The sequence below is a fragment of the Rhodococcus aerolatus genome (assembly GCF_054783215.1).
In genome coordinates this window covers 170,686-191,325 of record NZ_BAAGQZ010000018.1, presented here as the reverse complement: position 1 = coordinate 191,325, position 20,640 = coordinate 170,686, and the positions used below count along the sequence as shown (strand labels likewise).

General features: G+C 76.6%; 22 protein-coding genes, 2 tRNA genes and 1 other RNA gene. 8 read left to right on the top strand and 17 right to left on the bottom strand.

The genetic code is table 11. The features are described 5' to 3' along the window. A partial coding sequence (locus ACYVOF_RS08385; RefSeq protein ID WP_460865510.1) for a DNA polymerase III subunit gamma and tau occupies positions 1 to 1,926 on the bottom strand: 1,926 nt, incomplete at its 3' end. 52 nt (positions 1,927 to 1,978) lie between these two features. Further along, the gene (locus ACYVOF_RS08380; RefSeq protein ID WP_460865508.1) at positions 1,979 to 2,770 is read right to left on the bottom strand and encodes an alpha/beta fold hydrolase; all 792 of its coding nucleotides are present in this window, start codon (positions 2,768 to 2,770) and stop codon (positions 1,979 to 1,981) included. 86 nt (positions 2,771 to 2,856) lie between these two features. Between ACYVOF_RS08380 and ACYVOF_RS08375 the strand changes: the two genes are divergently transcribed. Next, positions 2,857 to 3,588, top strand: coding sequence for an HAD family hydrolase (locus ACYVOF_RS08375; RefSeq protein ID WP_460865506.1), 732 nt, complete (start codon positions 2,857 to 2,859; stop codon positions 3,586 to 3,588). A gap of 37 nt (positions 3,589 to 3,625) precedes the next feature. On the opposite strand, the gene ACYVOF_RS08370 is transcribed toward ACYVOF_RS08375, so the two are convergent. The 3 genes from ACYVOF_RS08370 to ffs all read right to left on the bottom strand — a co-directional run bounded on the left by ACYVOF_RS08370 (position 3,626) and on the right by ffs (position 5,700). After that, positions 3,626 to 3,835 (bottom strand): hypothetical protein, encoded by a 210-nt coding sequence (locus ACYVOF_RS08370; RefSeq protein WP_460865504.1) that lies wholly within the window; start codon positions 3,833 to 3,835, stop codon positions 3,626 to 3,628. A gap of 435 nt (positions 3,836 to 4,270) precedes the next feature. Next, entirely contained in the window at positions 4,271 to 5,557 is a 1,287-nt protein-coding gene (locus tag ACYVOF_RS08365; RefSeq protein WP_460865503.1) for an aminotransferase class I/II-fold pyridoxal phosphate-dependent enzyme, read from the bottom strand. A 48-nt stretch (positions 5,558 to 5,605) separates the two neighbouring features. Continuing rightward, an RNA gene (gene ffs / locus ACYVOF_RS08360) (signal recognition particle sRNA small type) lies at positions 5,606 to 5,700 on the bottom strand. A 62-nt stretch (positions 5,701 to 5,762) separates the two neighbouring features. Between ffs and ACYVOF_RS08355 the strand changes: the two genes are divergently transcribed. Then, positions 5,763 to 5,850: transfer RNA gene (locus tag ACYVOF_RS08355), tRNA-Ser, on the top strand. Between the two features lie 67 nt (positions 5,851 to 5,917). Here the strand turns inward: ACYVOF_RS08355 and ACYVOF_RS08350 are convergent. The 4 genes from ACYVOF_RS08350 to paaK all read right to left on the bottom strand — a co-directional run bounded on the left by ACYVOF_RS08350 (position 5,918) and on the right by paaK (position 9,312). Further along, the gene (locus ACYVOF_RS08350) at positions 5,918 to 6,829 is read right to left on the bottom strand and encodes an MmpS family transport accessory protein (RefSeq protein ID WP_460865501.1); all 912 of its coding nucleotides are present in this window, start codon (positions 6,827 to 6,829) and stop codon (positions 5,918 to 5,920) included. Between the two features lie 132 nt (positions 6,830 to 6,961). Further along, positions 6,962 to 7,663 carry a hypothetical protein gene (locus ACYVOF_RS08345; protein ID WP_460865499.1) on the bottom strand — a complete coding sequence of 234 codons (702 nt, stop codon included), beginning with the start codon at positions 7,661 to 7,663 and terminating at the stop codon, positions 6,962 to 6,964. A 2-nt stretch (positions 7,664 to 7,665) separates the two neighbouring features. Next, positions 7,666 to 7,926 carry a hypothetical protein gene (locus ACYVOF_RS08340; protein WP_460865497.1) on the bottom strand — a complete coding sequence of 87 codons (261 nt, stop codon included), beginning with the start codon at positions 7,924 to 7,926 and terminating at the stop codon, positions 7,666 to 7,668. Positions 7,927 to 7,971: 45 nt separating this feature from the next. Then, positions 7,972 to 9,312, bottom strand: a complete 1,341-nt coding sequence (paaK, locus tag ACYVOF_RS08335; protein ID WP_460865495.1) for a phenylacetate--CoA ligase PaaK — start codon at positions 9,310 to 9,312, stop codon at positions 7,972 to 7,974. 134 nt (positions 9,313 to 9,446) lie between these two features. Here paaK and ACYVOF_RS08330 point away from each other — a divergent pair, with 134 nt between their 5' ends. Together ACYVOF_RS08330 and ACYVOF_RS08325 are read left to right on the top strand one after the other, a co-directional pair. Further along, positions 9,447 to 10,262, top strand: coding sequence for an enoyl-CoA hydratase/isomerase family protein (locus tag ACYVOF_RS08330; RefSeq protein WP_460865493.1), 816 nt, complete (start codon positions 9,447 to 9,449; stop codon positions 10,260 to 10,262). Then, entirely contained in the window at positions 10,259 to 10,876 is a 618-nt protein-coding gene (locus ACYVOF_RS08325; protein WP_460865491.1) for a TetR/AcrR family transcriptional regulator, read from the top strand. The genes ACYVOF_RS08330 and ACYVOF_RS08325 overlap by 4 nt, the downstream gene beginning before the upstream one ends. Positions 10,877 to 10,887: 11 nt before the next feature. Here the strand turns inward: ACYVOF_RS08325 and ACYVOF_RS08320 are convergent. The 4 genes from ACYVOF_RS08320 to ACYVOF_RS08305 form a co-directional block, all read right to left on the bottom strand. Further along, positions 10,888 to 10,977 (bottom strand) — tRNA-Ser (locus tag ACYVOF_RS08320). A 109-nt stretch (positions 10,978 to 11,086) separates the two neighbouring features. Continuing rightward, the gene (locus ACYVOF_RS08315) at positions 11,087 to 11,287 is read right to left on the bottom strand and encodes a CsbD family protein (protein WP_460865489.1); all 201 of its coding nucleotides are present in this window, start codon (positions 11,285 to 11,287) and stop codon (positions 11,087 to 11,089) included. A gap of 22 nt (positions 11,288 to 11,309) precedes the next feature. After that, positions 11,310 to 11,813 (bottom strand): nucleoside deaminase, encoded by a 504-nt coding sequence (locus ACYVOF_RS08310; protein WP_460865527.1) that lies wholly within the window; start codon positions 11,811 to 11,813, stop codon positions 11,310 to 11,312. Between the two features lie 25 nt (positions 11,814 to 11,838). Then, positions 11,839 to 12,348 (bottom strand): tRNA adenosine deaminase-associated protein, encoded by a 510-nt coding sequence (locus tag ACYVOF_RS08305; protein ID WP_460865488.1) that lies wholly within the window; start codon positions 12,346 to 12,348, stop codon positions 11,839 to 11,841. Positions 12,349 to 12,398: 50 nt separating this feature from the next. Here ACYVOF_RS08305 and ACYVOF_RS08300 point away from each other — a divergent pair, with 50 nt between their 5' ends. After that, positions 12,399 to 13,367: a prephenate dehydrogenase gene (locus ACYVOF_RS08300; protein ID WP_460865486.1), complete on the top strand. Its 969-nt coding sequence runs from the start codon at positions 12,399 to 12,401 to the stop codon at positions 13,365 to 13,367. Positions 13,368 to 13,416: 49 nt separating this feature from the next. Beyond that, a complete protein-coding gene (locus tag ACYVOF_RS08295; RefSeq protein ID WP_460865484.1) occupies positions 13,417 to 14,772 on the top strand; it encodes an amidase in 1,356 nt (451 codons plus the stop codon). A gap of 266 nt (positions 14,773 to 15,038) precedes the next feature. Here ACYVOF_RS08295 and ACYVOF_RS08290 read toward each other — a convergent pair whose 3' ends face one another. The 3 genes from ACYVOF_RS08290 to ACYVOF_RS08280 are packed head-to-tail and all read right to left on the bottom strand — an operon-like array spanning position 15,039 to position 17,453. Further along, positions 15,039 to 15,980 (bottom strand): sucrase ferredoxin, encoded by a 942-nt coding sequence (locus ACYVOF_RS08290; protein WP_460865483.1) that lies wholly within the window; start codon positions 15,978 to 15,980, stop codon positions 15,039 to 15,041. Continuing rightward, positions 15,977 to 17,227 (bottom strand): cupin domain-containing protein, encoded by a 1,251-nt coding sequence (locus ACYVOF_RS08285; RefSeq protein ID WP_460865481.1) that lies wholly within the window; start codon positions 17,225 to 17,227, stop codon positions 15,977 to 15,979. Before ACYVOF_RS08285 ends, ACYVOF_RS08290 begins: the two co-directional genes overlap by 4 nt. A 1-nt stretch (position 17,228) precedes the next feature. Beyond that, positions 17,229 to 17,453: a BatC protein gene (locus ACYVOF_RS08280; protein ID WP_460865479.1), complete on the bottom strand. Its 225-nt coding sequence runs from the start codon at positions 17,451 to 17,453 to the stop codon at positions 17,229 to 17,231. Between the two features lie 154 nt (positions 17,454 to 17,607). Between ACYVOF_RS08280 and ACYVOF_RS08275 the strand changes: the two genes are divergently transcribed. Continuing rightward, positions 17,608 to 18,285: a haloacid dehalogenase type II gene (locus tag ACYVOF_RS08275; protein ID WP_460865478.1), complete on the top strand. Its 678-nt coding sequence runs from the start codon at positions 17,608 to 17,610 to the stop codon at positions 18,283 to 18,285. Here the strand turns inward: ACYVOF_RS08275 and ACYVOF_RS08270 are convergent. Beyond that, positions 18,276 to 19,463 carry a GNAT family N-acetyltransferase gene (locus ACYVOF_RS08270; protein ID WP_460865476.1) on the bottom strand — a complete coding sequence of 396 codons (1,188 nt, stop codon included), beginning with the start codon at positions 19,461 to 19,463 and terminating at the stop codon, positions 18,276 to 18,278. The genes ACYVOF_RS08275 and ACYVOF_RS08270 overlap by 10 nt on opposite strands. 164 nt (positions 19,464 to 19,627) lie before the next feature. Here ACYVOF_RS08270 and ACYVOF_RS08265 point away from each other — a divergent pair, with 164 nt between their 5' ends. Continuing rightward, entirely contained in the window at positions 19,628 to 20,629 is a 1,002-nt protein-coding gene (locus ACYVOF_RS08265; protein ID WP_460865475.1) for a GGDEF domain-containing protein, read from the top strand. Positions 20,630 to 20,640: the final 11 nt, after the last annotated feature.

The window sequence follows — 20,640 nt, the reverse complement described above, 5'->3', positions numbered from 1 at the left end:
GGCGTCGCGGGCGCGGCCGGCGTCGGGGCGCGCAGCAGGCTCCCGGCGCGGGGCGGGGGCGGGTGGGGCGCTGCTGGCGGCCGCAGCGGGCACCGGGCCCGAGGTGGGGTCGCAGCGCACGGCCCAGTCGACCCCGAGGACGTCGCGCAGCGCCTCGCGCACCACGTCGGCGTTGCGGGGGTCGCTGATCCGTCGGGCGAGGGGCGCGGAGTCGTGGGTGAGCACGAGCGTGCCGCCGTCCACCGTGCGGACCGTGGCCGAGGAGAGCATCACCTCGGTGGTGCGGCTGCGCTCGCGCACCGCGGTGCGGATCTCCGACCACACGCGCCGGACCGTGGCCGCGTCGGGCTGCCCGGCGACCGGACCCGACGGCGCCGGGGCGGCAGCCGGGGCGCTCGGCTCGGGGGCGTCGTGGTCGTCGTGGTCGTCGTCGCTCGGCCCGTCGGGCAGCGGGACGTCGTCGTCCGGGTGGTGGCCGGCGTCGTCGGCGGCGCGGGCCTCGGGTCGCGCGGGGGCCGGCTCGGCGTCGAGGGCCGGCGCGGGGTCGGTCACGGTCGGCTGGGGCCGGGTGGGCGGCGCCTCGGGGCGCGGCGGTGCGGCCCGGGTGGGGTCGGGGTGGGGCAGCTGCGGCTCGGGCGTCGGCTCGACCGGCGCGGGCGCGGCCTCCAGCCGCGACGGCCGGCGGTACCCGGGGTCGTCCGCACCGTCGGCCGCGCCGTGCTGCTCGGCCTGCTCGGAGAACGACGGGGCGCTCTCCTCGGTGGGCGGGGTGATGGTCATGCGGCGCTCGACCCGCTCGATGCGGTGCAGCACCGCGGGCCCGTCGTCGGAGGCGGCGGGCAGCAGCATGCGGGCGCACACCACCTCGAGCAGCAGCCGCGGTGCGGTCGCCCCCCGCATCTCCCCCAGTCCGGTGTGGACGATCTCGGCGTAGCGCACCAGGGTGGCGGGCCCGATCCGGTCGGCCTCGTCGGCCATCCGCTCCAGCACGTCCCCCGGGGCGTCGACCAGGCCGCGCTGGCCGGCGTCGGGGACCGCCCGCAGCAGCACCAGGTCACGCAGCCGCTGCAGCAGGTCCTCCGCGAAGCGGCGCGGGTCGTGCCCCGCGTCGACCACCCGGTCCACGGTGCCGAACAGGGCCGCCCCGTCCTCGGCGGCCAGGGCGTCCACGGCGTCGTCGATCAGCGCGACGTCGGTGACCCCGAGCAGGCCGAGCGCGGCGGAGTAGGTGACGCCCTCCGGGCCGGCGCCGGCGAGCAGCTGGTCGAGCACGCTGAGCGAGTCGCGGGGGGAGCCGCCGCCCGCCCGGATCACCAGCGGGTACACCGTCGGCTCGACCACCGCCCCCTCCTGCGCGCAGATGCCCTCGAGCAGGCCGCGCATGACGGTCGGTGGCAGCAGCCGGAACGGGTACTGGTGGGTGCGGGAGCGGATGGTGGTGAGCACCTTGTCGGGCTCGGTCGTCGCGAAGATGAAGATGAGGTGCGGCGGAGGCTCCTCGACCACCTTGAGCAGCGCGTTGAACGCCGCCGTGGTGACCATGTGCGCCTCGTCGATGATGAACACCCGGTACCGCGAGGTGGCCGGGGAGTACCCCGCCCGGTCGCGCAGGTCGCGGGCGTCGTCGACCCCGTTGTGGCTGGCCGCGTCGAGCTCGGTGACGTCGAGGTTGCCGGGCCCGCCCGGGGCCAGCGAGACGCACGAGTCGCACACCCCGCACGGGGTGGAGGTGGGGCCCTGCACGCAGTTCAGCGAGCGGGCGAGGATGCGCGCGCTGGAGGTCTTGCCGCAGCCCCGCGGGCCCGAGAACAGGTAGGCGTGGTTGATGCGGTGCGCGTCGAGTGCCGTGCTCAGCGGGACGGTGACGTGCTCCTGGCCGACGACCTCGGCGAAGCTCGCCGGGCGGTACTTCCGGTACAGGGCCACGAGGTCGGAGACTACCGGCGGGCCCCGACACCGCCGCCGGTCACCGTGCCCGTCACAACGGGTGGCGGGCCAGGAAGCCGAGCACCAGGGCGTCGCACTGCGCCTGCATCTCGAAGATCGCCGCGTGCCGGCCACCGGGGATGATCGCCGTCTCCGCGCCGGGGACCCGCTCGGCCAGCAGGTGGGCGTTGGCGACGACGTTGACGCGGTCGTCGTCGCCGTGCAGCACCAGTGTCGGCGCGGTGACGAGCGGCAGCACGTCCCACGCGTCGTGGCCCTGGCTGGCGGCGAAGTGCCCGGCCCGGGCGGCGGCGGTCATGGGCTGCGGCGCCCACGCGGTCCAGGTGCCCGCGGCGAGGAAGCGGCGCGACGCCATCAGCTCGAGCAGCCGCACGGCCGAGCCCAGGTCACCCGCGGTGGCCATCAGCCGGTCCACCTCCGGGTCGCGGGCCACGCCGTGGGCGTCGCCGGGCGTGGTGGAGGCCAGGACCAGCGCGCCCACGCGGCGGGCGTGGTCGACGGCGAGCCACTGCGCGACCCGACCGCCCATCGAGACGCCGTAGAGGTGGGCGCGCGGGATGCGGGCGGCGGTGAGCACGGCGGCCGCGTCGGCGGCGAACAGCCGGGTCGTCCACGGCTGCTCGGCGGTCGGCTCGGGGGCCTCGGTGCCGCCGGTGCCGCGCTGGTCGTAGGTGAGCACGCGGTGGTGGCGGGCGAGGGACTCCGCGATGCCGTCCCACCCGTGGGCGTCGGTCGCCTGGCCGCTGAGCAGCAGCAGGGGCTCGCCGTGGCCGAGCTCGTCGTAGCGGATCCGGGCACCGTCGCGGGTGGGGGCGTGGGGCACGGGGGCCCAGTGTGCCCGGGTGCGCCGTCCGGCGGGACCCCTCGCCCGCCTGCCACGATGGCCGCTCCCGGCGACCTGGAGGACCCGTGACCGCCACCCCCGGCGTGCTGCTCGACATCGACGGCACGTTGCTCGACAGCTCCTACCTGCACGGCGTCGCCTGGCTGCGGGCGTTCCGCGACCACGGCTACGACGTGACCTCGGCGCGCGTGCACCGGGCCATCGGGCTCGGCGACGACCACCTCGTCCCGCACGTCGTCGACCGGGACGACCCCGCCGTGGCCGACGCGCACGGGGAGCGCTTCGCCGAGCTGCAGCCGGAGGTGCGGGCCCTGCCCGGGGCGGCCGAGCTGGTGCGCCGCTGCGCGCAGGATCGGCGGGTGGTGCTGGCGACCAGCGGCAAGGCGAAGGACCTCGACTGGATGCTCGACACCATCGGGGCCCGCGACGCGATCGCCGGGTCCACCACCGCCGACGACGTCGCCGACACCAAGCCCGCGCCCGACGTGCTGACGGCCGCGCTCACCGCGCACGACCTCGACCCCGCCGCCACGGTCACCATCGGCGACAGCGTCTGGGACGGGCAGGCCGCGCAGGCCGCCGGCGTCACCTTCGTCGGGCTGCTGTGCGGCGGGTTCTCCGCGGCCGAGCTGCGGCGGGCGGGGGCGGTGGCGACCTACGAGGACCCAGCCGACCTGCTGGCCCGGTACGACACCTCGCCGCTGGGCGCGGACTGGTCCGTCGAGCCCGCGGCACCCCCCGAGCCCGGCCCGCACGACCGGGGCGGCTCGGGGGGCATGGCGACCCGGGAGGCGTGAGCGGCTCGCGGACGGGCCGGGAGCCGGCCGGGGTGGGCTAGGAGCCGGCCTCGGGGGTGTTTCCGCCGGCGAACCCGTCGGCCACGGGACCGGAGGAGTCGATGCCCGGGCCGTCGCCGGTGTTGCCGGAGATGCCGTCCGAGGCGTCCGCGACGTCGGCCGCCTTGTCCTTCGCCCGGTCGAGCGCCTCCTCGGCCTCGCCCTTCAGCTCCTGGGCCTTGTCGGTGATGTCGTCGGCGTCCGCCACGGTGCTCTCCTCGCACTGGGGCCGGGGTGGTCCCGGCGCGTCCGACCACCAGACCACGCTGCACCCGGACCCGCCCGACGAGCCGGTCACAGCGGGTGACGACCGTCTCCCCCGGGCACCGCGGCAGCGTCGCTTTTCTCTGCACGCGTCGGCGCACCAGGGCAGGGCGGCCACGCTGCTTTGCTCTGCACGCGTCGGCGCACCGGGCCGGGACGCAAGGTGGTCAGGCAGCGTGCGTGGTCGTGGTGACGACGGTCGCTGCCGGATCGGGGCAGCGGCGCAGCCTCCCGCGGTCGGGCAGCGTGCGTGGTCGTGGTGACGACGGGCGCTGCCGGACCGGGGCAGCCGCGCAGCCCCCGCGATCGGGCAGCGTGCGTGGTCGTGGTGACGACCAGCGCTGCCGGACCGGGGCAGCGGCGCAGCCCCCGCGACGGCTCAGCCGAGCAGCTTCTCCGTCGCGGCCAGCAGCACGCACGTGGCCAGACCGTCCATGGCCGCGGCCAGGTCGGCCTCGGACGGGAAGGACGGCGCGATCCGGATGTTGCGGTCGTCGGGGTCGTTCCCGTAGGGGAACGCCGAGCCGGCCGGGGTCATGGCGATCCCCGCGTCCCGCGCCAGGGCGATGGTGCGGCCCGCGGTCCCGTCGAGCACGTCCAGGCTGACGAAGTACCCGCCCGCCGGCTCGGTCCAGCTGGCGGCCTTGAGCGCGCCGAGCCGCTCCTCCAGCACGCGGCCCACCAGCGCGAACTTCGGCGCCAGGATCTCCCGGTGGCGCGCCATGAGCTCGCGCACCCCGTCGGCGTCGCGCAGCAGCTGCACGTGGCGCAGCTGGTTGACCTTGTCCGGCCCGATGGACTGCTTGGACAGGTGGCGCAGGTACCAGGCGACGGTCTCCGACGACCCGCCCAGGAAGCTGACCCCGGCCCCCGCAAAGGTGATCTTCGAGGTGGACGCGAACACCACCGGCCGCTCCGGCACCCCGGCCTCGGCGGCCATCCCGAGCACGTCCAGCGCGGGGTGCTCGACGTCGGTGAGGTGGTGCACCGCGTAGGCGTTGTCCCAGTAGAGCCGGAAGTCCGGGGCCGCGGCGGGCATGCCCGCCAGCCGGCGCACCACGTCCTCGGAGTACACCGCGCCGGTGGGGTTGGCGTACGTCGGCACCGCCCACAGGCCCTTGACCAGCGGGTCGGAGGCGACGAGCTGCTCGACGGCGTCGAGGTCGGGCCCGTCGGGCAGCACCGGCACCGGCACCATCTCGATGCCCAGGGACTCGCACAGCGCGAAGTGGCGGTCGTAGCCCGGGGAGGGGCAGAGGAACTTCACGCCCTGCCCGACCCACGGCGCGTGCCCCCCGGCCGGGCCGTGCAGCAGCGCGAACACCAGCGTGTCGTGCATCAGGGCCAGCGAGGCGTTGCCCGCCGCGACGAGCTGGTCGGCGGGAATGCCGAGCAGCGGGGCGAAGATGCCCCGCAGCTCGGGCAGGCCCTGCAGCCCGCCGTAGTTGCGGACGTCGGTCCCGGCCGCGTCGCGGTGGTTCCCCGCCCCCGGCAGCGTCAGCAGCTCGTTCGACAGGTCGAGCTGGGCGGGGCTCGGCTTGCCCCGGGTGAGGTCGAGGGCGAGGCCGCGGGCCACCAGCTCGGCGTGCTCGGCGCGGCTGCGCTCGTGCAGGGCGGTGAGCTCGTCACGGCCGAGGGCGGTCAGCGGCTGGCTGGTGGTCGTCACGCGTCGACCTCGTTCCGGTTGGCGGCCCGGGCCCGGGGGTCCGGAGACGAAAGGGGACCCCGCGCACCCGCCAGAGCCCGTTGACCCTTGCTGCCTTCCGGCCCTGGGGGAGTTCACAGGATGGACGCCGCGCGGGGTCCGGGGACGACCCTACCGGTGACGGGTGGTGCGGAGCACCCGCGGGTGGGTGGGTACAGTGCGCGACGGAGGATTCGCCTAGTGGCCTATGGCGCTCGCCTGGAACGCGGGTTGGGTTAACGCCCTCAGGGGTTCAAATCCCCTATCCTCCGCCACCACGCGATGAGCCCCTGCCGGAAGCAGGGGCTCATCGTCGTTGGGGTAGCGGCGGGTCGACACCTGTTAGACGGACCCCGTGCAGTTCACCACCGCGTACTGGCCCGTCGCCGTCTGCTCGTCCTCGACCACACCGTTGACGATGATGCGACACGTCACCGAGGTCCCCTCCGTCTGCGCACCCACACCGGCCAAGGCAAACGTGGACTTGTTGACGACTGTCATGGTCCAGGGGGCGGAAACGGTTGTCTCCTGCTGCAAGGCCGAGTTCGCGTCGAAGTACGTGACGCTGCTCAAGGTAGGGCTGTCGGAGATGATCTCGTACACGATCGACTTCCCACTGCCCGAGGCGGGTGCGGCGGTCAGCGGTGGGATCGTCGTCGTGAGCGGCGTCGGAGCAGCAGACGGAAGCTCCGCGGGAACACTCGACGCCGGAGCGCCCTCCGAAGGTGCAGTGGTAGTCGGACGCGCGTTGGAGGTGGTCGACGGTGATGACGAGGTGGTCACTGGCGCGCTGGCCTGCCTTGAGTCCCCGTTGCCGCCGCTGAATCCCGCGATGCCGATCAGGAGCAGGACGACTCCACCCACGATCCACGGCCACTTGCGGCGTCCGCTGCCCGACGATCCCTGCGGGTTGCCCCCGCCGATCGGCCCCCCAGGCGGAGGGCCGAACTGCTGCCCGCCCTGCGGCGGGCCGTACTGCTGCCCGCCCTGCGGAGGGCCGAACTGCTGCCCGCCCTGCGGCGGGCCGTACTGCTGCCCGCCCTGCGGCGGGCCGTACTGCTGCCCGCCCTGCGGCGGGCCGTACTGCTGCCCGCCCTGCGGCGGGCCGTACTGCTGGCTACCCCGGGGCGGACCTGACGGCTGGCCAGCCCGCGACGGACCGGGATCGAAGCCTTCGGCTGCGGGCCCGCCGTCATGCTGCGTTGCTCCCTGTTCGCTGTCGTCTGACGGATTGTCGTCGGAATTCTGCGGCATTGCGGGACCCCCTCGCGTGATGACAGTTTCGAGTCAATCACCACCGCCCCCTTAGCGGGCCCGTTTGCTGCAACCCGCGTAGCAGGTTCCAAAGGGGGCGCAAGTGTTCCCGCCCGGTCAGGTCAGGTCAGGTCAGGTCAGCGTGATCTCGGTCAGCTCGAGCACCGCCCGCGGGCTCCACGGGAACGGCCCCGCCGGACCCTCGAGGCGCACCAGCGGGTGCGGGTCGTCGCAGGCCAGGTGCAGCACCACCTCGGGCAGCAGGGTGCCCACCGTCGGCTCGACGACGGCGCGCAGCGGGCCCAGCACGGCCAGGCTGGGCCGCACCACCACCCGCCACGCCTCCACCCGGCCGGCGGGCACGGTGACCCGCTCCCGCTTGTCCACCCGCAGCTCGACGGGCCAGCTCAGCGCGAAGGCCAGCCACACCGGCAGCTGCCCGCTCGCGCCGGGCGCGAAGTCGAGGCCCCGCAGCGTGGTCCCCAGCCCGACCACCGGGGTCAGCCCGGACGGGAACGGGCCCACCCGGCCGGCGAGGGGCTGCAGGTGCTCCCGGTCGAGGAAGTGGCCCTCCTCGCGGGTCACCAGCCGGTCGTCGTTCCAGCTCTCCGCCACGTAGCTCTGCGCGCGCAGCCCGGCGGCGGTGCGGGTGAACAGCTGGTCGATGGTCAGCGCGACCGCGCCCAGGTCGGCGTCGAGGGTGACGCGCACCCCGTCGTCCGGCGCGGCCTCGACCAGGCTCGACACCTCGGCGACGGGGTCGTCGCCCACCCGCAGGGCCAGCACGGAGCGCTCGCCGTCGGGCAGCGCGACGTCACCGAAGCGCAGCGCCACGCTCAGCGGTGCTTCGCGACGTTGAACCCCAGCCACCCGACGTAGGCGAGCAGGCCGACGTAGCCGAGCTTGCGGGTCGCGGGCACGGCGATCGCGACGCCGATCGCGGTCTCGCAGGCCCCGTCGCGCAGCACCCAGGTGTCGGTGTCGTCGGGGAACGGTCCCCGGGTGATCCCGAGGAACGCGTCGGGCACCACGAAGTGCGCGACGCCGGTGGCCGCGATGCCGAGGCCGGCGGCGGTGGTCAGGCGGGAGGAGGTCATGGCGGCGATCCTCCCCAGGCCGCCGCGCCCGCGCCCACCGGGGGCCTACCGGGTGCGCCGGTCCTTGAGCCGCTGCAGCTTGCCGACGGACCGCTCGAGGGTCTCGGGGTCGACTACCTCGCAGGTCACCGTGACCCCGACGCGCTCCTTGACCTCCGCGACCAGCTCCGCCGCCGCCGCCGCCCGACGGTCGGCCGGGGTGTCGTGGCGCGCCTCGACCCGCACCGCCATGGCGTCCATCCGCCCGACGGTGGTCAGCTCGAGCTGGAAGTGCGGGGCCAGGCCGGGGGTGCGCAGCACGACCTCCTCGACCTGGCTGGGGAAGACGTTGACCCCCCGCAGGATGATCATGTCGTCGGTGCGGCCGGTGATCTTCTGCATCCGCCGCATGCCGGGCCGGGCGGTGCCGGGCAGCAGCCGGGTGAGGTCGCGGGTGCGGTACCGGATGATGGGCAGCGCCTCCTTGGTGAGGCTGGTGAACAGCAGCTCGCCCTCCTCGCCGTCGGGCAGCACCGCCTCGTCGAGCGGGTCGACGACCTCGGGCAGGAAGTGGTCCTCCCAGACGTGCAGGCCGTCCTTGGTCTCCACGCACTCCTGTGACACCCCGGGGCCCATCACCTCCGAGAGGCCGTAGATGTCGACGGCGTGGATGTCGGTGCGGTCCTCGATCTCGATGCGCATCTGCTCGGTCCACGGCTCGGCCCCGAACACCCCGACGCGCAGCGACGTCGAGCGCGGGTCGACGCCCTGGCGCTCCATCTCGTCGAGGATCGTGAGCATGTAGCTGGGGGTCACCATGATGACCTCGGGGGCGAAGTCGCCGATGAGCTGCACCTGCCGCGGCGTCATTCCCCCCGAGACGGGGACGGCGGTCGCGCCGAGCCGCTCGATGCCGGCGTGGGCGCCGAGCCCGCCGGTGAACAGCCCGTAGCCGTAGGCGTTGTGCACGGTGTGCCCCGGACGGGCGCCGGCGGCGCGCAGCGAGCGGGCGACGAGGCCGGCCCAGCGCTCGAGGTCCCCGGCGGTGTAGGCGACGACGGTGGGACGGCCGGTGGTGCCGGACGAGGCGTGCACCCGGCGGACGTCGGCCCGGGGCACGGCGACCATGCCGAACGGGTAGCTCTCCCGCAGGTCGGCTTTGCTGGTGGTGGGGAACATCGCGATGTCGGCGAGCTCGCGGCAGTCGTCGGGGTGCACGCCGTGGGCGTCGAAGGCGCGGCGGTAGTGGGGCACGTTCTCGTAGGCGTGGCGCAGCGTCCACTGCAGCCGGGTGAGCTGCAGGGCCCGCAGCTCGTCGACCGACAGACGCTCGGCCGGGTCGAGGGTGGCGGGGTCGGGGGCCTCGCCGAGCCGGGCGGGCCGCGCCGGGGGGCCGGGGGTGCTCACGGCTGGGGCGCTCGGAGCTGATGTGCTCCCGGCTGGGGTGCTCACGGCTGGAGGTCCTCCCGCAGGTCGGCTTCGGTGCCGGAACGACCTGGGCGAACGATCGTTCGGTTGCCTCGGGACGCTAGCATCCGACCGTGGAGACGACCAGGAGCGAGGCCGCACCCGTGCTGGTGACCGCCGACGAGCAGGACCCGGCCGTCGCCGTGGTCACCCTCAACCGCGGCGAGAAGCGGAACTCGCTGACCCTCGAGCTCAAGGTGGCGCTGCGCGACGCCCTGGCCCGGGTCGCGGCGGACGACACCGTGCGCGCGGTCGTTCTCGCGGGCACGGGCAAGTCCTTCTGCGTCGGCCAGGACCTCGGCGAGCACGTCGCGGTGCTGCGCGGCGAGGCCGAGCGCGCCTTCGACACCGTCACCGAGCACTACAACCCGATCGTCACCTCGCTGGCCACCATGCCCAAGCCGGTGGTGGCCGCGATCAACGGCGGCGCGGTGGGCGCCGGGCTGGGCTTCGCGCTGGCCTGCGACCTGCGGGTGTGCGCCGACACCGCCACCTTCGCCACCGCGTTCGCGAAGATCGGGCTGACCGCGGACTCGGGCCTCTCGGCCACGCTGACCCACTCCCTCGGTGCCGCCCGCGCGCTGGAGCTGCTGCTGCTCGGGGAGTCCTTCGACGCCGCGGCCGCGCTGGCCGCGGGCCTGGTGCGCAGCGTGGTGCCGGCCGAGGACGTGCTGCCCACCGCGCTGGATCTCGCGCGCCGCCTCGCCGCCGGCCCCACCGCCGCCTACGCCGAGATCAAGGCCGCCGTCGCGCTCGGGGCGGTGTCTCCGCTGGCCGAGGTGCTCGCCGCGGAGGGCGCCGCGCAGTCCCGGCTGAGCCGCACCGCCGACCACACCGAGGCCGTCGAGGCGTTCCTCGCCAAGCGGGCGCCGCGGTTCACCGGGTCGTGAGCGCGCAGCCGGGGCCGGTGGTCCCGCGCACCCGGGGCGAGCGGCGCCCCGCCTACGACGCGACGTCGTTGCTGGCCGTGGCCGTCGCTGAGTTCAACACCCGCGGGTACGACGCCACCAGCATGGCCGACCTGTCCCGCGCCGCCGGCATCACCAAGTCGAGCTTCTACCACCACGTCAGCGGCAAGGAGCAGCTGCTGCGGGCGGCGCTGGAACGGGCGCTCGACGGGCTGTTCGCCATCCTCGACGAGCCGGGTGCGCGTTCCGGGCCGGCCCTGGCGCGGCTGCACCACATCACCCGCCGCCAGGTCGAGGTGCTGGGCTCCGAGCTGCCCTACGTGACCCTGCTGCTGCGGGTGCGGGGCAACACCGCGACCGAGCGCTGGGCGCTGGGGCGGCGCCGGGAGTTCGACGCCGCGGTGGCCGCGCTGGTCGCCGAGGCCGTCGCCGCCGGTGAGGTCCGGGCCGGGGTCAAGCCGGCGCTGGCCGCCCGGCTGCTCTCCGGGACGGTGAACTCGATCATCGAGTGGTACCGGCCGGGCCGGGACGCGGAGCGCGACCTGCCCGCCGAGATCGTCCGGCTCGTCTCCGGGGGCATCGTCCCGCCGGCGTGACCGGGGAGGAGTGGCGGTAGCGGTGGGATTTGAACCCACGGAGGGGATGAACCCTCACACGCTTTCGAGGCGTGCTCCTTAGGCCGCTCGGACACGCTACCGCGGGAGACCATACCGGAGCGCCGGCGCGGGACCGACCGGCCCCGCGCAGCACGGGGCCCCGGCACCCGCGGGGGTCGCGGGGCGCCGGGGCCCGGTGGTCGGCGGGGGTCAGCTGCCGCCGGTCAGGCCGTCCTTGGCGTCCTTGGCCGCGTCCTTGACGTGCTCGCCGCCCTGCTTGAGGTCGGACTTGCCCTGGTCCTTCTGGCCCTCGTTCTTCAGGCTCTCGTTGCCGGTGACGTCGCCGATGACCTCCTTGGCCTTGCCGACGACCTCCTCGACCTTGTTCTTGGCCTTGTCCACTGCGCTCATTGTCGAACCTCCTGGCTGGGTGCTACCGGTCGGTAACACCCGACCACAGCGACCCCTCGGATGTCACCCCGTCCCCCCGGCGGTCCCGGAAGAAGGCCTCGAGGCCCGCGGCGCACCGTGCCTCGAGGACCCCGCCGCGCACCTCCGGGCGGTGGGTGAGGCGTCGGTCACGCACCACGTCCCACAGCGACCCGACGGCCCCCGAGCGCGGCTCCCACGCCCCGAACACCACCCGCGAGACCCGGGCCGCGACGGCCGCGCCGGCGCACATCGTGCACGGCTCCAGGGTGACGGCCAGGGTCGCGCCGGCCAGCCGCCACCCGTCGCCCAGCACCCGGGCCGCCGCCCGCAGCGCGAGGACCTCGGCGTGCGCGGTGGGGTCGCCGGTGGCCTCGCGGGCGTTGACCGCGCGGGCGAGCACCCGGCCGTCCGCGGCGACGACGACCGCGCCGACGGGCACGTCCCCGGCGGTCGCGGTCGCGGCGACGGCCAGCGCGGCCTCGACCAGGGCCTCGTCGGCCCGCAGCGCGGCGTCGGGGTCCACCGGGGCCTCAGCCCGGCAGCGCGTCGAGCACGCGGGCCAGCTCGTCGCCGAAGCCGCACCGCTCGGCGAGGAGCTCGAGCTGCTCGTCGGCGTAGAGGTCGTCGTCGGCCAGGAGCGCCCCCAGCACCGGCCCGGGCAGGCCCAGGTCGGCGAGCAGGTCCAGGTCGCCCTCCGGCCACGGGCCCGCGTCGTCGGCGTCCTCGGCGTCGGGCACCGGCACGCCCACCGCGTCGAGCACCTCCGCGGCCAGGTCGTAGTCCAGCGCCGCGGTCGCGTCGGAGAGCAGCAGGGCCACCCCGCCCGGCCGGGGACGCAGCAGGACGAAGAACTCGTCGTCGACGTCGAGCATGCCGAACACCGCGCCGGCGCTGCGCATCTCGCGCAGGGCGCGCACGGCCGCGGCGAGGTCGACCAGCGCGGCCGCGGGCATCGGGGTGCACCGCCAGAGGCCGTCCTCGCGGACCACCGCCACGCCCCAGCCCTCGGGGCGGTCGTCGCGACCCCGGTCGTCCGACATGGGGCTCACCGTAGCCGCCCGGTCGGTGCCCCCGGCCGGGCTCGGCTGGGATGATGCGGGCCGTGACGACACCCCCGCCCAGCGCTCGGCACGTCTGCGTCCTCGGCCTCGGCCTCATCGGCGGCTCGGTGCTGCGGGCGGCCACCGCGGCGGGCTGGCAGGGGTGGGGGCTGGCCCGCGCGCAGGAGACGGTCGACGCAGCCCGGGCCGACGGGTTCGACGCCACCACCGACCCCGCGGCGGCCCTGGGCCGGGCCCGGGACACCGACGCCCTGGTGGTGCTGGCCGTGCCGGTGACCGCGCTGGACGCCCAGCTGCGCCTCGTCGCCGAGCACGCCCCCGGCTGCGCGCTGACCGACGTGGTCAGCGTGGCCGTGGCCGTCACCGAGGCGGTGCGCCGCCGCGGCCTCGCCGCCCGGCACGTCGGCGGGCACCCCATGGCGGGCACGACGGAGTCCGGCTGGTCCGCCGGGTCGGCCGGGCTGTTCCGGGACGCGGCGTGGGTGGTGGCGGCCGACGACGGCCTCGACGTGGCCGTGTGGCAGCGGGTGGCGCGGCTGGCCCTGGACTGCGGGGCGCGGGTGGTGCCCGCGGGGGCCGCCGCGCACGACGACGCCGTGGCCCGGATCTCCCACCTGCCGCACCTGCTGGCGGCGGTGCTCGCCAGCGTGGGGGCCGACGGCGGGCCGCTCGCGCTCGGGCTGGCCGCGGGCTCGTTCCGCGACGGCACCCGTGTGGCGGGCACCGACCCGGCCCTGGTGGCCGCGATGTGCGAGGCCAACGGCCCCGCCCTGCGCGACGCGGTCGACGACGCGCTGGGCCGGCTCGGGGCGGCCCGGGGCGCGCTGGCCTCGACGGGCACCGTGGGGGCGACCGTGCGCGGCGGGCACACCGCGAAGCTCGACCAGCTCGAGCACGCCCCGGCCGAGATCACCGGAATCGACTTCACCGCCCCGGACGTTCTGGCCCGGCTGCGCGCGGCGGGCCACGCGGGCGGGGTGCTGCGCTCGCTGGGGTGAGCGTGCCCCGCCGCGCGGGCACGGGCGTCGGGGCGCGAGGATCGCGGGCATGGTTGACGACGTCCCCGAGGTCCCCCGCACCGTCCGCGACCTCGCCTTCGCGCTGCGGTCTCGGCAGCTGACGGCCACCGCTCTGCTGGAGCGCACCCTGGCCGAGCTCGACCGCGCCGGGAACCTGGTGGCCGCGCGCGACGACGGCGCGGCCCGGGCGGCCGCGCGGGCGGCGGACGAGGAGCTGGCCGCGGGCACCTGGCGCGGGCCGCTGCACGGGGTGCCCGTCGCGGTGAAGGACAACATCGACGTGGCCGGGATGCCCACCCGCTGCGGCAGCGCCGTGCTCGCCGACGCCCCGCCCGCCGCGGCCGACGCGGAGGCGGTGGCCCGGCTGCGCGCCGCCGGGGCCGTCGTCGTGGCCAAGACGCACTGCCACGAGTTCGCCTACGGGCCCACCGGGGCGGTCAACGCCGCGGGGCCGGCCGCGAACCCCCACGACCCGTCGCGGATCACCGGCGGCTCGTCGTCCGGCTCGGCGGCGCTCGTCGCCCTGGGGGTGGTGCCCGTCGCGCTGGGCACGGACACCGGCTGCAGCGTGCGGACGCCCGCGGCGCTGTGCGGGGTGGTCGGGCTCAAGCCGCACACCGGGGCCGTGCCCGCCACCGGGGTGGTGCCGCTGTCGACGACGCTCGACCACGTGGGCCTGCTGGCCTCCGACGTGCACGGCGCCTCGGTGGCGTGGGACGTGCTGGCCCGGGGCGCGCGCACCGAGGAGGGGGCGCCCACCGGGGGCGGCATCCAGCTGCCCGGGGTCTCGGGGCTGAGGGTCGGCCTGCCCACCGGGGAGCTGCTGGCCGCGACCGACCCGGTCGTCGTCGCCGCGGTCGACGCCGCGGCCGAGGCGCTGCGGCGCGGGGGCGCCGAGGTCGTGGAGATCGACGTGCCCGACGTCGCCGAGCTCGCTGCGACGTACCCGTTGATCGTGGGGGCCGAGGCGTACGCGTGGCACGCCGAGCTCCTCGCCGAGCGCCCCGGGGACTACCAGGACGCGACGCGGGAGCGGCTCGAGGCCCAGTCCGGGCTGCTCGCGGTGGACTACCTGCGGGCGATGGCGACGCGCGTGCGGCTGCGCGAGTCGGTGCTCGGGCTGCTGCGGCGCACCTACGGCCTGGACGCGTTGCTGCTGGCAGCGACCCCGCTGCGGGCCACACCGATCGGGGTAGAGGAGGTCGACGGCCGCTCGGTGCGCGCCGAGCTGCTGCGGCTCGGGATCCCGTTCAGCGTGCTCGGCCTGCCGGCGCTGAGCGTGCCTGCCCCGGGTGTGGACGGGCTGCCCGTCGGGGTGCAGGTGGTCGGGGTCAAGCTCGAGGAGCGGGGCATCCTGCGGATCGCGGCGGCCGTCGCCGGCTGACCGCGGCCGCGCTGCTTTTCTCTGCACGCGTCGACGCACCAGACCGCGCCTGTCGACGCACGCCGGCTGCCGGCCTGTGCGATCCGGCAGCGGGATGGTCACCGTGACCACGCGCGCTGCCCGACCGGCCGCACCATCAGCCGAGGTCCGCCGGTCGAGGCGATCCGGCAGCACGAGTCGTCACCACGACCACGCACGCTGCCCGACCGGTCAACGACGGCCGGGTGGTGCGCCGACGCGTGCAGAGAAAAGCGGGCGCGCGGCGGTCAGCCGGCGGCGAGCTCGGTCACGTCGAACGTCGCCGCGCGCGACGGCTCGTGCGCCCCGCAGGTCAGGTACTCCGGCTCGGTGCGCCGACGGTGCACCACCGCGTGCACCCGGGCCGGCAGCGGGGCGGCCGCGGACAGGTCCACCCGCCACCGGTCGGGCTCGACCATCGTGACCTCGTCCGCCCGGAACGCCCGCGCCCCGGCCGGCCCGAACCGGTCGTGCGCCGCGGCCAGCGCCGCCTGCACCACCGGCGGCACGTGCGAGAACCCCCGCAGCGAGCCGGGGACGACCTCGCCGCGCAGGTGCCCGGCCACCACGTCGACCGCGGTCGGCGCGTCGAGGTAGCCGTAGTACAGCCCGTCCGGGGCGACGAGCAGGTTCGCGGCGAAGCGGTCCCCGCCGAGGTGCGAGCACTCCCAGGTCTGCTCCGGCCACCGCTCGGCCAGCGCCGCGGCCACGGGCCTGCCCCACACCGCGCAGCACGTGTCGTGGCGGCCGTGGGTGCAGACCAGCAGCGTCTGCGCGTCGGCGGCCACCGCGTCGCCCCCGTCGCCGGCCAGGGCGTCGGCGGCAGCGAGCAGGTCCTCGGGCCGCGACCAGCGGCCCCAGCGCTCGAGACCGCCGCGCTGATCGAGCACCCCCCACGCCCGGTCGGCCGCCGGCACCTGCCGCCCGGGGCGCCGCACCACCAGCGCGCGGGCACCCGCAGCACGGATGGCCGCCACCAGGGGGTCCATCACCGCCGCGGGGAGCCCGAGCCCGCCGAGGGCGTCGTGCTGCCACGGCCCGGGGTGCTCGACGAGGAGCCACGTGGCGGTCACCGGCGTGCTGCCGATCTGCGCGTCCCCGCGCTGCCGGGCCGTGGCCGCGCACAGCGGGCGGCCCAGCGGGTTGCGCAGCACCCGCGCCGACACCTCCGCCGACGTCCCGGCCGTCACTGGCGCACGACGAGGCCGGACAGCAGCAGCCGGCGGGCCAGCTCGAGCCCCAGCTCGCCCGCAGTGACCCGCTCGCCGGCGAGGACCGGGGCGGCTGCGGCGTGCTCGGCCGCGTCGAGGGTGACGTCCCCGGCCCGGCTGCGGACCACCACGCCCGCCTCGGCCGGCTCGACCCGCGGCGCGACGTGCTCGCGCAGCACCAGCTCGGTGCCCGCGACGAGCTCCGCGGCCGCGGCCAGGGTCGCCAGCGGCGCGACGGGGGACGGACGCTGCGCACCCCGGGCCGCGCGGGCCAGGCGCTGGGCCACGGCGGCACCGTCGACGTCCGCGACGGCGCGGCCCAGCCGGGCGCGCACCAGCTCGAGGTCGTCGGCGACGCTGCGCGGGTCCCCCACGTCGACCCCGACCCCGAGCGAGGACCGCATGTCGGGGTCCTGGGCGAGGGCGGCGACGGCCTCGGCGACGACCTGCTCGAGCAGGCTGGTCCGGGTCCAGGTGTGCACGCCCATCGTCAGGTGGGTGCTCACCCCGCCCATGGCGACGGCGGAGTGCAGCCAGCCGCGGGGCAGGTACAGGGTGTCGCCGGGGTGCATCACGACGTCGACCTCGGCGGGGCCCTCCGCGGCGCGGGCGACGGCGGCGCGGTGCTCGGTCCACGGCTGGTCCCGCAGCGGTGCGGGGTGCACGGGCCGACGCACCCGCCAGTGCTTGGTGCCGGCGACCTGCAGCACGACCACGTCGTGGACGTCGTAGTGGTCGTCGAACCCGCGTGACTGCGGCGGGGTGACGTAGCCGTTGACCTGCACGGGGTGGCCGAGCTCGGCGGCCAGGTCCTGGGCGAAGGTCGCCACGGGCGCCCACGTGCGGTGCAGGGCCTGCAGCACCATGGTCGCGCCGTCGGCGAAGAGCCGGAGCAGCTTGTCGTCGCTGAGCTGGTCGGCGATGGTCGCGCCGACGCCGCCGCCGGCGGTGAAGTCACGCTCGGCGAGCGTCTGGCCGTTGCGGGCGACGCGGAGGAACGGGGTGCGCAGGCCGCGCGTGGCGACGAGCTCGTCCACCGCGGCCGCGCTGAACAGGTCGGCGGCGGTGCCGGGCAGGTCGGTCGCCGGGGTGTGCAGGGCGGCGCGGCCCCACACGTCGGTGGTGAAGCGGTCCGGGTCCGCCACCAGCGCGGCGAGCGCGCCGGGCGCAGCACCCGGACGGGGGTGGCGCGCGGCCACCCCCGTCGGGTCGTGCTGGGTGCTCAACTCACGCGCCGCCGTCGGCCCCGCCGTCCTGGTGGCCGGGGGTGCCGGAGGCGCCACCGTCCGCAGGACCCTCGGCACCGCCGTCGGCGCCGCCGTCCTGCTGGCCCGGGGTGCCCGAGGCGCCGCCGTCGGCGGGACCCTCGGCACCGCCGTCGGCGCCGCCGTCCTGGTGGCCGGGCGTTCCGCTGGCACCGCCGTCGGCGGGACCCTCGATGTCGTCTGCCATGTGCTGCCTCCTGGGCATCGCGGGCGGCTGGCGCCGCCGGTCCGTGCGCGCACGCCGTGCGGCGCCGCGTCCCCGATCCTGCTCACCGACCCCGTCGCGCGCCACCCGAGCGCGCGTGCCGCACGCCACCCGGGTGCGCCCTACGCTCGCCCGGGTGACCGCACCCCGCCTGCTCGTCCTCGACGTCAACGAGACCCTCTCCGACATGGGCCCGATCACCGCGCGGTTCACCGACGTCGGGGCACCCGCGCACCTGGCGCCGCTGTGGTTCACCAGCGTGCTGCGCGACGGGCTCGGACTGGCCGCGGCCGGCGCGGCGGCCCCCTTCGCCGAGATCGCCACCGGCGTCGCGCGGGGCCTGCTCGACGGCGTGACGCTCGACCGCAGCGTCGACGACGCCGTGGCGCACGTCCTCGACGGGTTCGGCTCGCTGGCGGTGCACCCCGACGTGCCCGAGGGGCTGCGCGCCCTGGCCGGGCAGGGCCTGCGCATCGTCACCCTGTCCAACGGCGCGACCTGGGTGGCCGAGGGGCTGCTGGAGCGCGCCGGGGTCCGCGACACCGTCGAGGCGGTGCTCAGCGTGGACGACGCCGGGGTGTGGAAGCCCGCGGCCGCCGCCTACCGGCACGCCCTGGACCGCACGGGGGTCGACGCGGCCGACGCGATGCTCGTCGCGGTGCACCCCTGGGACCTCGACGGCGCGCAGCGGGCCGGGCTGCGCTCCGCCTGGATCGACCGCACCGGCGCGCCCTACCCGGGGCACCTGCTCGCCCCCGAGCTGACGGAGCGGTCGTTCGTCGACCTCGCCGCCGCCCTGGACCGTCAGAAGTAGTCGAGCAGCGACGCCGGCGGCCCCGCGGTGGCCGCGGCAAGCAGCGCGTCGTCGGCCGCCGACCCGCCGGTGAGCAGCCCCGCCCGGCGCAGCACCGCCGGGCTGGTGCCCGCGTACCAGGCGCTCAGCCCGCGGGGAGCGAGCCGCACCGCCCCCGTGCCGCCCCGCTCCAGCACGGCCGTCCCCCCGTCGAGGTGCAGCCGCCACCGGCCAGCGTTCGCGGGGAGCACGTCGTCGTCGAGCTCGAGGTCCACCATCCCGCCGACCGGCGCGGGCCAGCCGCGGGCGGCGACCGCGCCGGGCGCGTCGAGCACGCGGAGCATCCACGGGTCCTCGCTGAGCACCCGGGTGTGGGTGAGCGCGCCGAGCAGCAGGGCCGGGTCCGGGTCGGGCAGCCGCAGGTGCAGCGTGGGGGCCACCTGCGCCCAGCTGCCGAGGCTCGCGAGCAGCGCCGTCGTCGCGTCCGCGGTGAGGGCGAGCACGTCGGGCACGGTGAGCACGGCCGCCGCGTCGTACCCGGGCCCGCGGTCCCAGGTGGTGAACCCCTGGACCACCCCGGCGGCGTCGACGGCCAGGGTGGTGCCGTCGTGCGCGGCGAGCTCCGCCTCCGGGGTGCGGTCGAACAGCGGGCCGGCGGGGTCCATCGCACCGGTGCCGCCGCGGGCGACCTCGGCCCGGACCTCGCGCAGCCTGGGCACGTCGGCCGCGGTGGCGGCGCGCAGGGTGGTGCCCGCGGGGGTGCGCAGCCCGGCCAGCGCGGCCGTCGCCACCGCCGTCCACCGCAGCACCCCCACCTGCTCGAAGCCGAGCCGCCGGTAGGGCTCCGGGGTGGTGCGGAACAGCGTGCTGATGACCGCGCCCCGATCCTTCGCCGCCCCGAGCAGGTGGGTGAGCAGGGCGCGGCCCACCCCGGTGCGGCGCAGCTCGGGTGCGACGACGACCCCCGCGATCCCAGCCGTGGGCACGGACCGGCCGCCGAAGAGCTGGTGCTGCTCGCGGTCGACCGCCTTGGCCACGAGCCGGCCGTCGACGACCGTGCCCCAGGTGAGCCGGCCGGGCCGCGCGCCGCTGTACCCCGCGGGCGGGGTGGCCTCGGTGCCGCCGAACGCGAGCCGCGCCAGGTGGAAGGCCGCGTCGGTGTCGTCGTCGGTCAGCAGCCGGGTCGTGGGGACGGTCACGGCACCATCCTGGCGCGCCCGCCCACCACCGCTCGTCCGCACCACGGCTAGGGTCGGGTGCAGGCGCTGGGGAGACCCGGCAGGTCGCACGCCCGGACCCCGCGGCGACCCTGGTACCACCACCGGCCCGGTCCGGGCGGTGCCACGAGGGTCGAGGGGGCTGCGTGGACTTCCACCCCGTGGTCTCCGGCCCCGGGGAGAGCGTGTCGCGGGCTGCGTCGGCGATGCTGCTGTCCGGGGCGGCGCTCATCGCGGTGTCGCTGGCCGTGCCGGACTACATCCGCCCGGGCTGGGTCGCGGGGTTCGTCCTCAGTGGTCTCGCGAGCCTGGTCGCGGGCCTGGTGGTGCTGCGGGCACGGCGGCTCGGCGGGACGCCGCTGGTGGTCCTGCTCGTCCTGGCGGACGTCGCGATCGTGGTGTCGGGCTTCGCCTCGGTCGACCGCAGCGGCACGACGGCCGGTGCCCTGCTGAGCCTGCCCACCCTCTTCGCCGCCACCTTCCTGCCCGGCCGCTGGCTGCTCGCCCAGCTCGGCGCCGCGGCCGTGAGCGCCTGGGTCGTCACGTCGCTCGCCGACGGTGGTGCCGCGGTCCAGCTCGTGCGGACCGCGGTGCTTCTCGTCGCGTGCAGCTGCCCGGCGCTGATCGTGGTCCTGCTGCGGCGCCGGCTGACCACCGCGACGCAGACCGACCCCCTGACCGGTCTGCTGAACCGCCGCGGCCTGGACGCGCGGCTGCCCGAGGTGGTCGGCCGCGCCCGGCGCACGGGGACGGCGGTGGCGGTGCTCCTGGCTGACGTCGACCACTTCAAGCGGGTCAACGACGAGCGCGGTCACCTCGTGGGGGACACCGTGCTGCAGGTGGTGGCGGGCGCGGTGCGGGGCTGCGTCGGGGAGGACGACCTCGTGGTCCGGCTCGGCGGCGAGGAGATCGCGGTGGTGGTCGTGGCCGCGGCGGACGAGGCTGCGCGGCTCGGCGAACAGCTCCGCAGGCAGGTCGAGCTCGCCGGGGAGCAGTGGCAGGTGACGGTCAGCGTCGGAGGGGCCTGGGCCACCCCGGGCGAGGCGCCCGGGGCGTGGCTCGAGGGGCTCGTCCGGTGCGCGGACCGCCACCTCTACGAGGCCAAGCAGACGGGCCGCAACCGGACCGTGGTGGCCGCGGCCAGCTGAGGACCGCGCGG

What these genes read in the sequence shown, in the direction of transcription:
- ACYVOF_RS08315 (WP_460865489.1), bottom strand. Translation starts at nt 11,287, where the DNA reads ATGAGCGCAGTGGACAAGGCCAAGAACAAGGTCGAGGAGGTCGTCGGC.
- ACYVOF_RS08280 (WP_460865479.1), bottom strand. Translation starts at nt 17,453, where the DNA reads ATGGCAGACGACATCGAGGGTCCCGCCGACGGCGGTGCCAGCGGAACG.
- ACYVOF_RS08295 (WP_460865484.1), top strand. Translation starts at nt 13,417, where the DNA reads ATGGTTGACGACGTCCCCGAGGTCCCCCGCACCGTCCGCGACCTCGCC.
- ACYVOF_RS08350 (WP_460865501.1), bottom strand. Translation starts at nt 6,829, where the DNA reads ATGCCGCAGAATTCCGACGACAATCCGTCAGACGACAGCGAACAGGGA.
- ACYVOF_RS08340 (WP_460865497.1), bottom strand. Translation starts at nt 7,926, where the DNA reads ATGACCTCCTCCCGCCTGACCACCGCCGCCGGCCTCGGCATCGCGGCC.
- ACYVOF_RS08305 (WP_460865488.1), bottom strand. Translation starts at nt 12,348, where the DNA reads ATGTCGGACGACCGGGGTCGCGACGACCGCCCCGAGGGCTGGGGCGTG.
- ACYVOF_RS08300 (WP_460865486.1), top strand. Translation starts at nt 12,399, where the DNA reads ATGATGCGGGCCGTGACGACACCCCCGCCCAGCGCTCGGCACGTCTGC.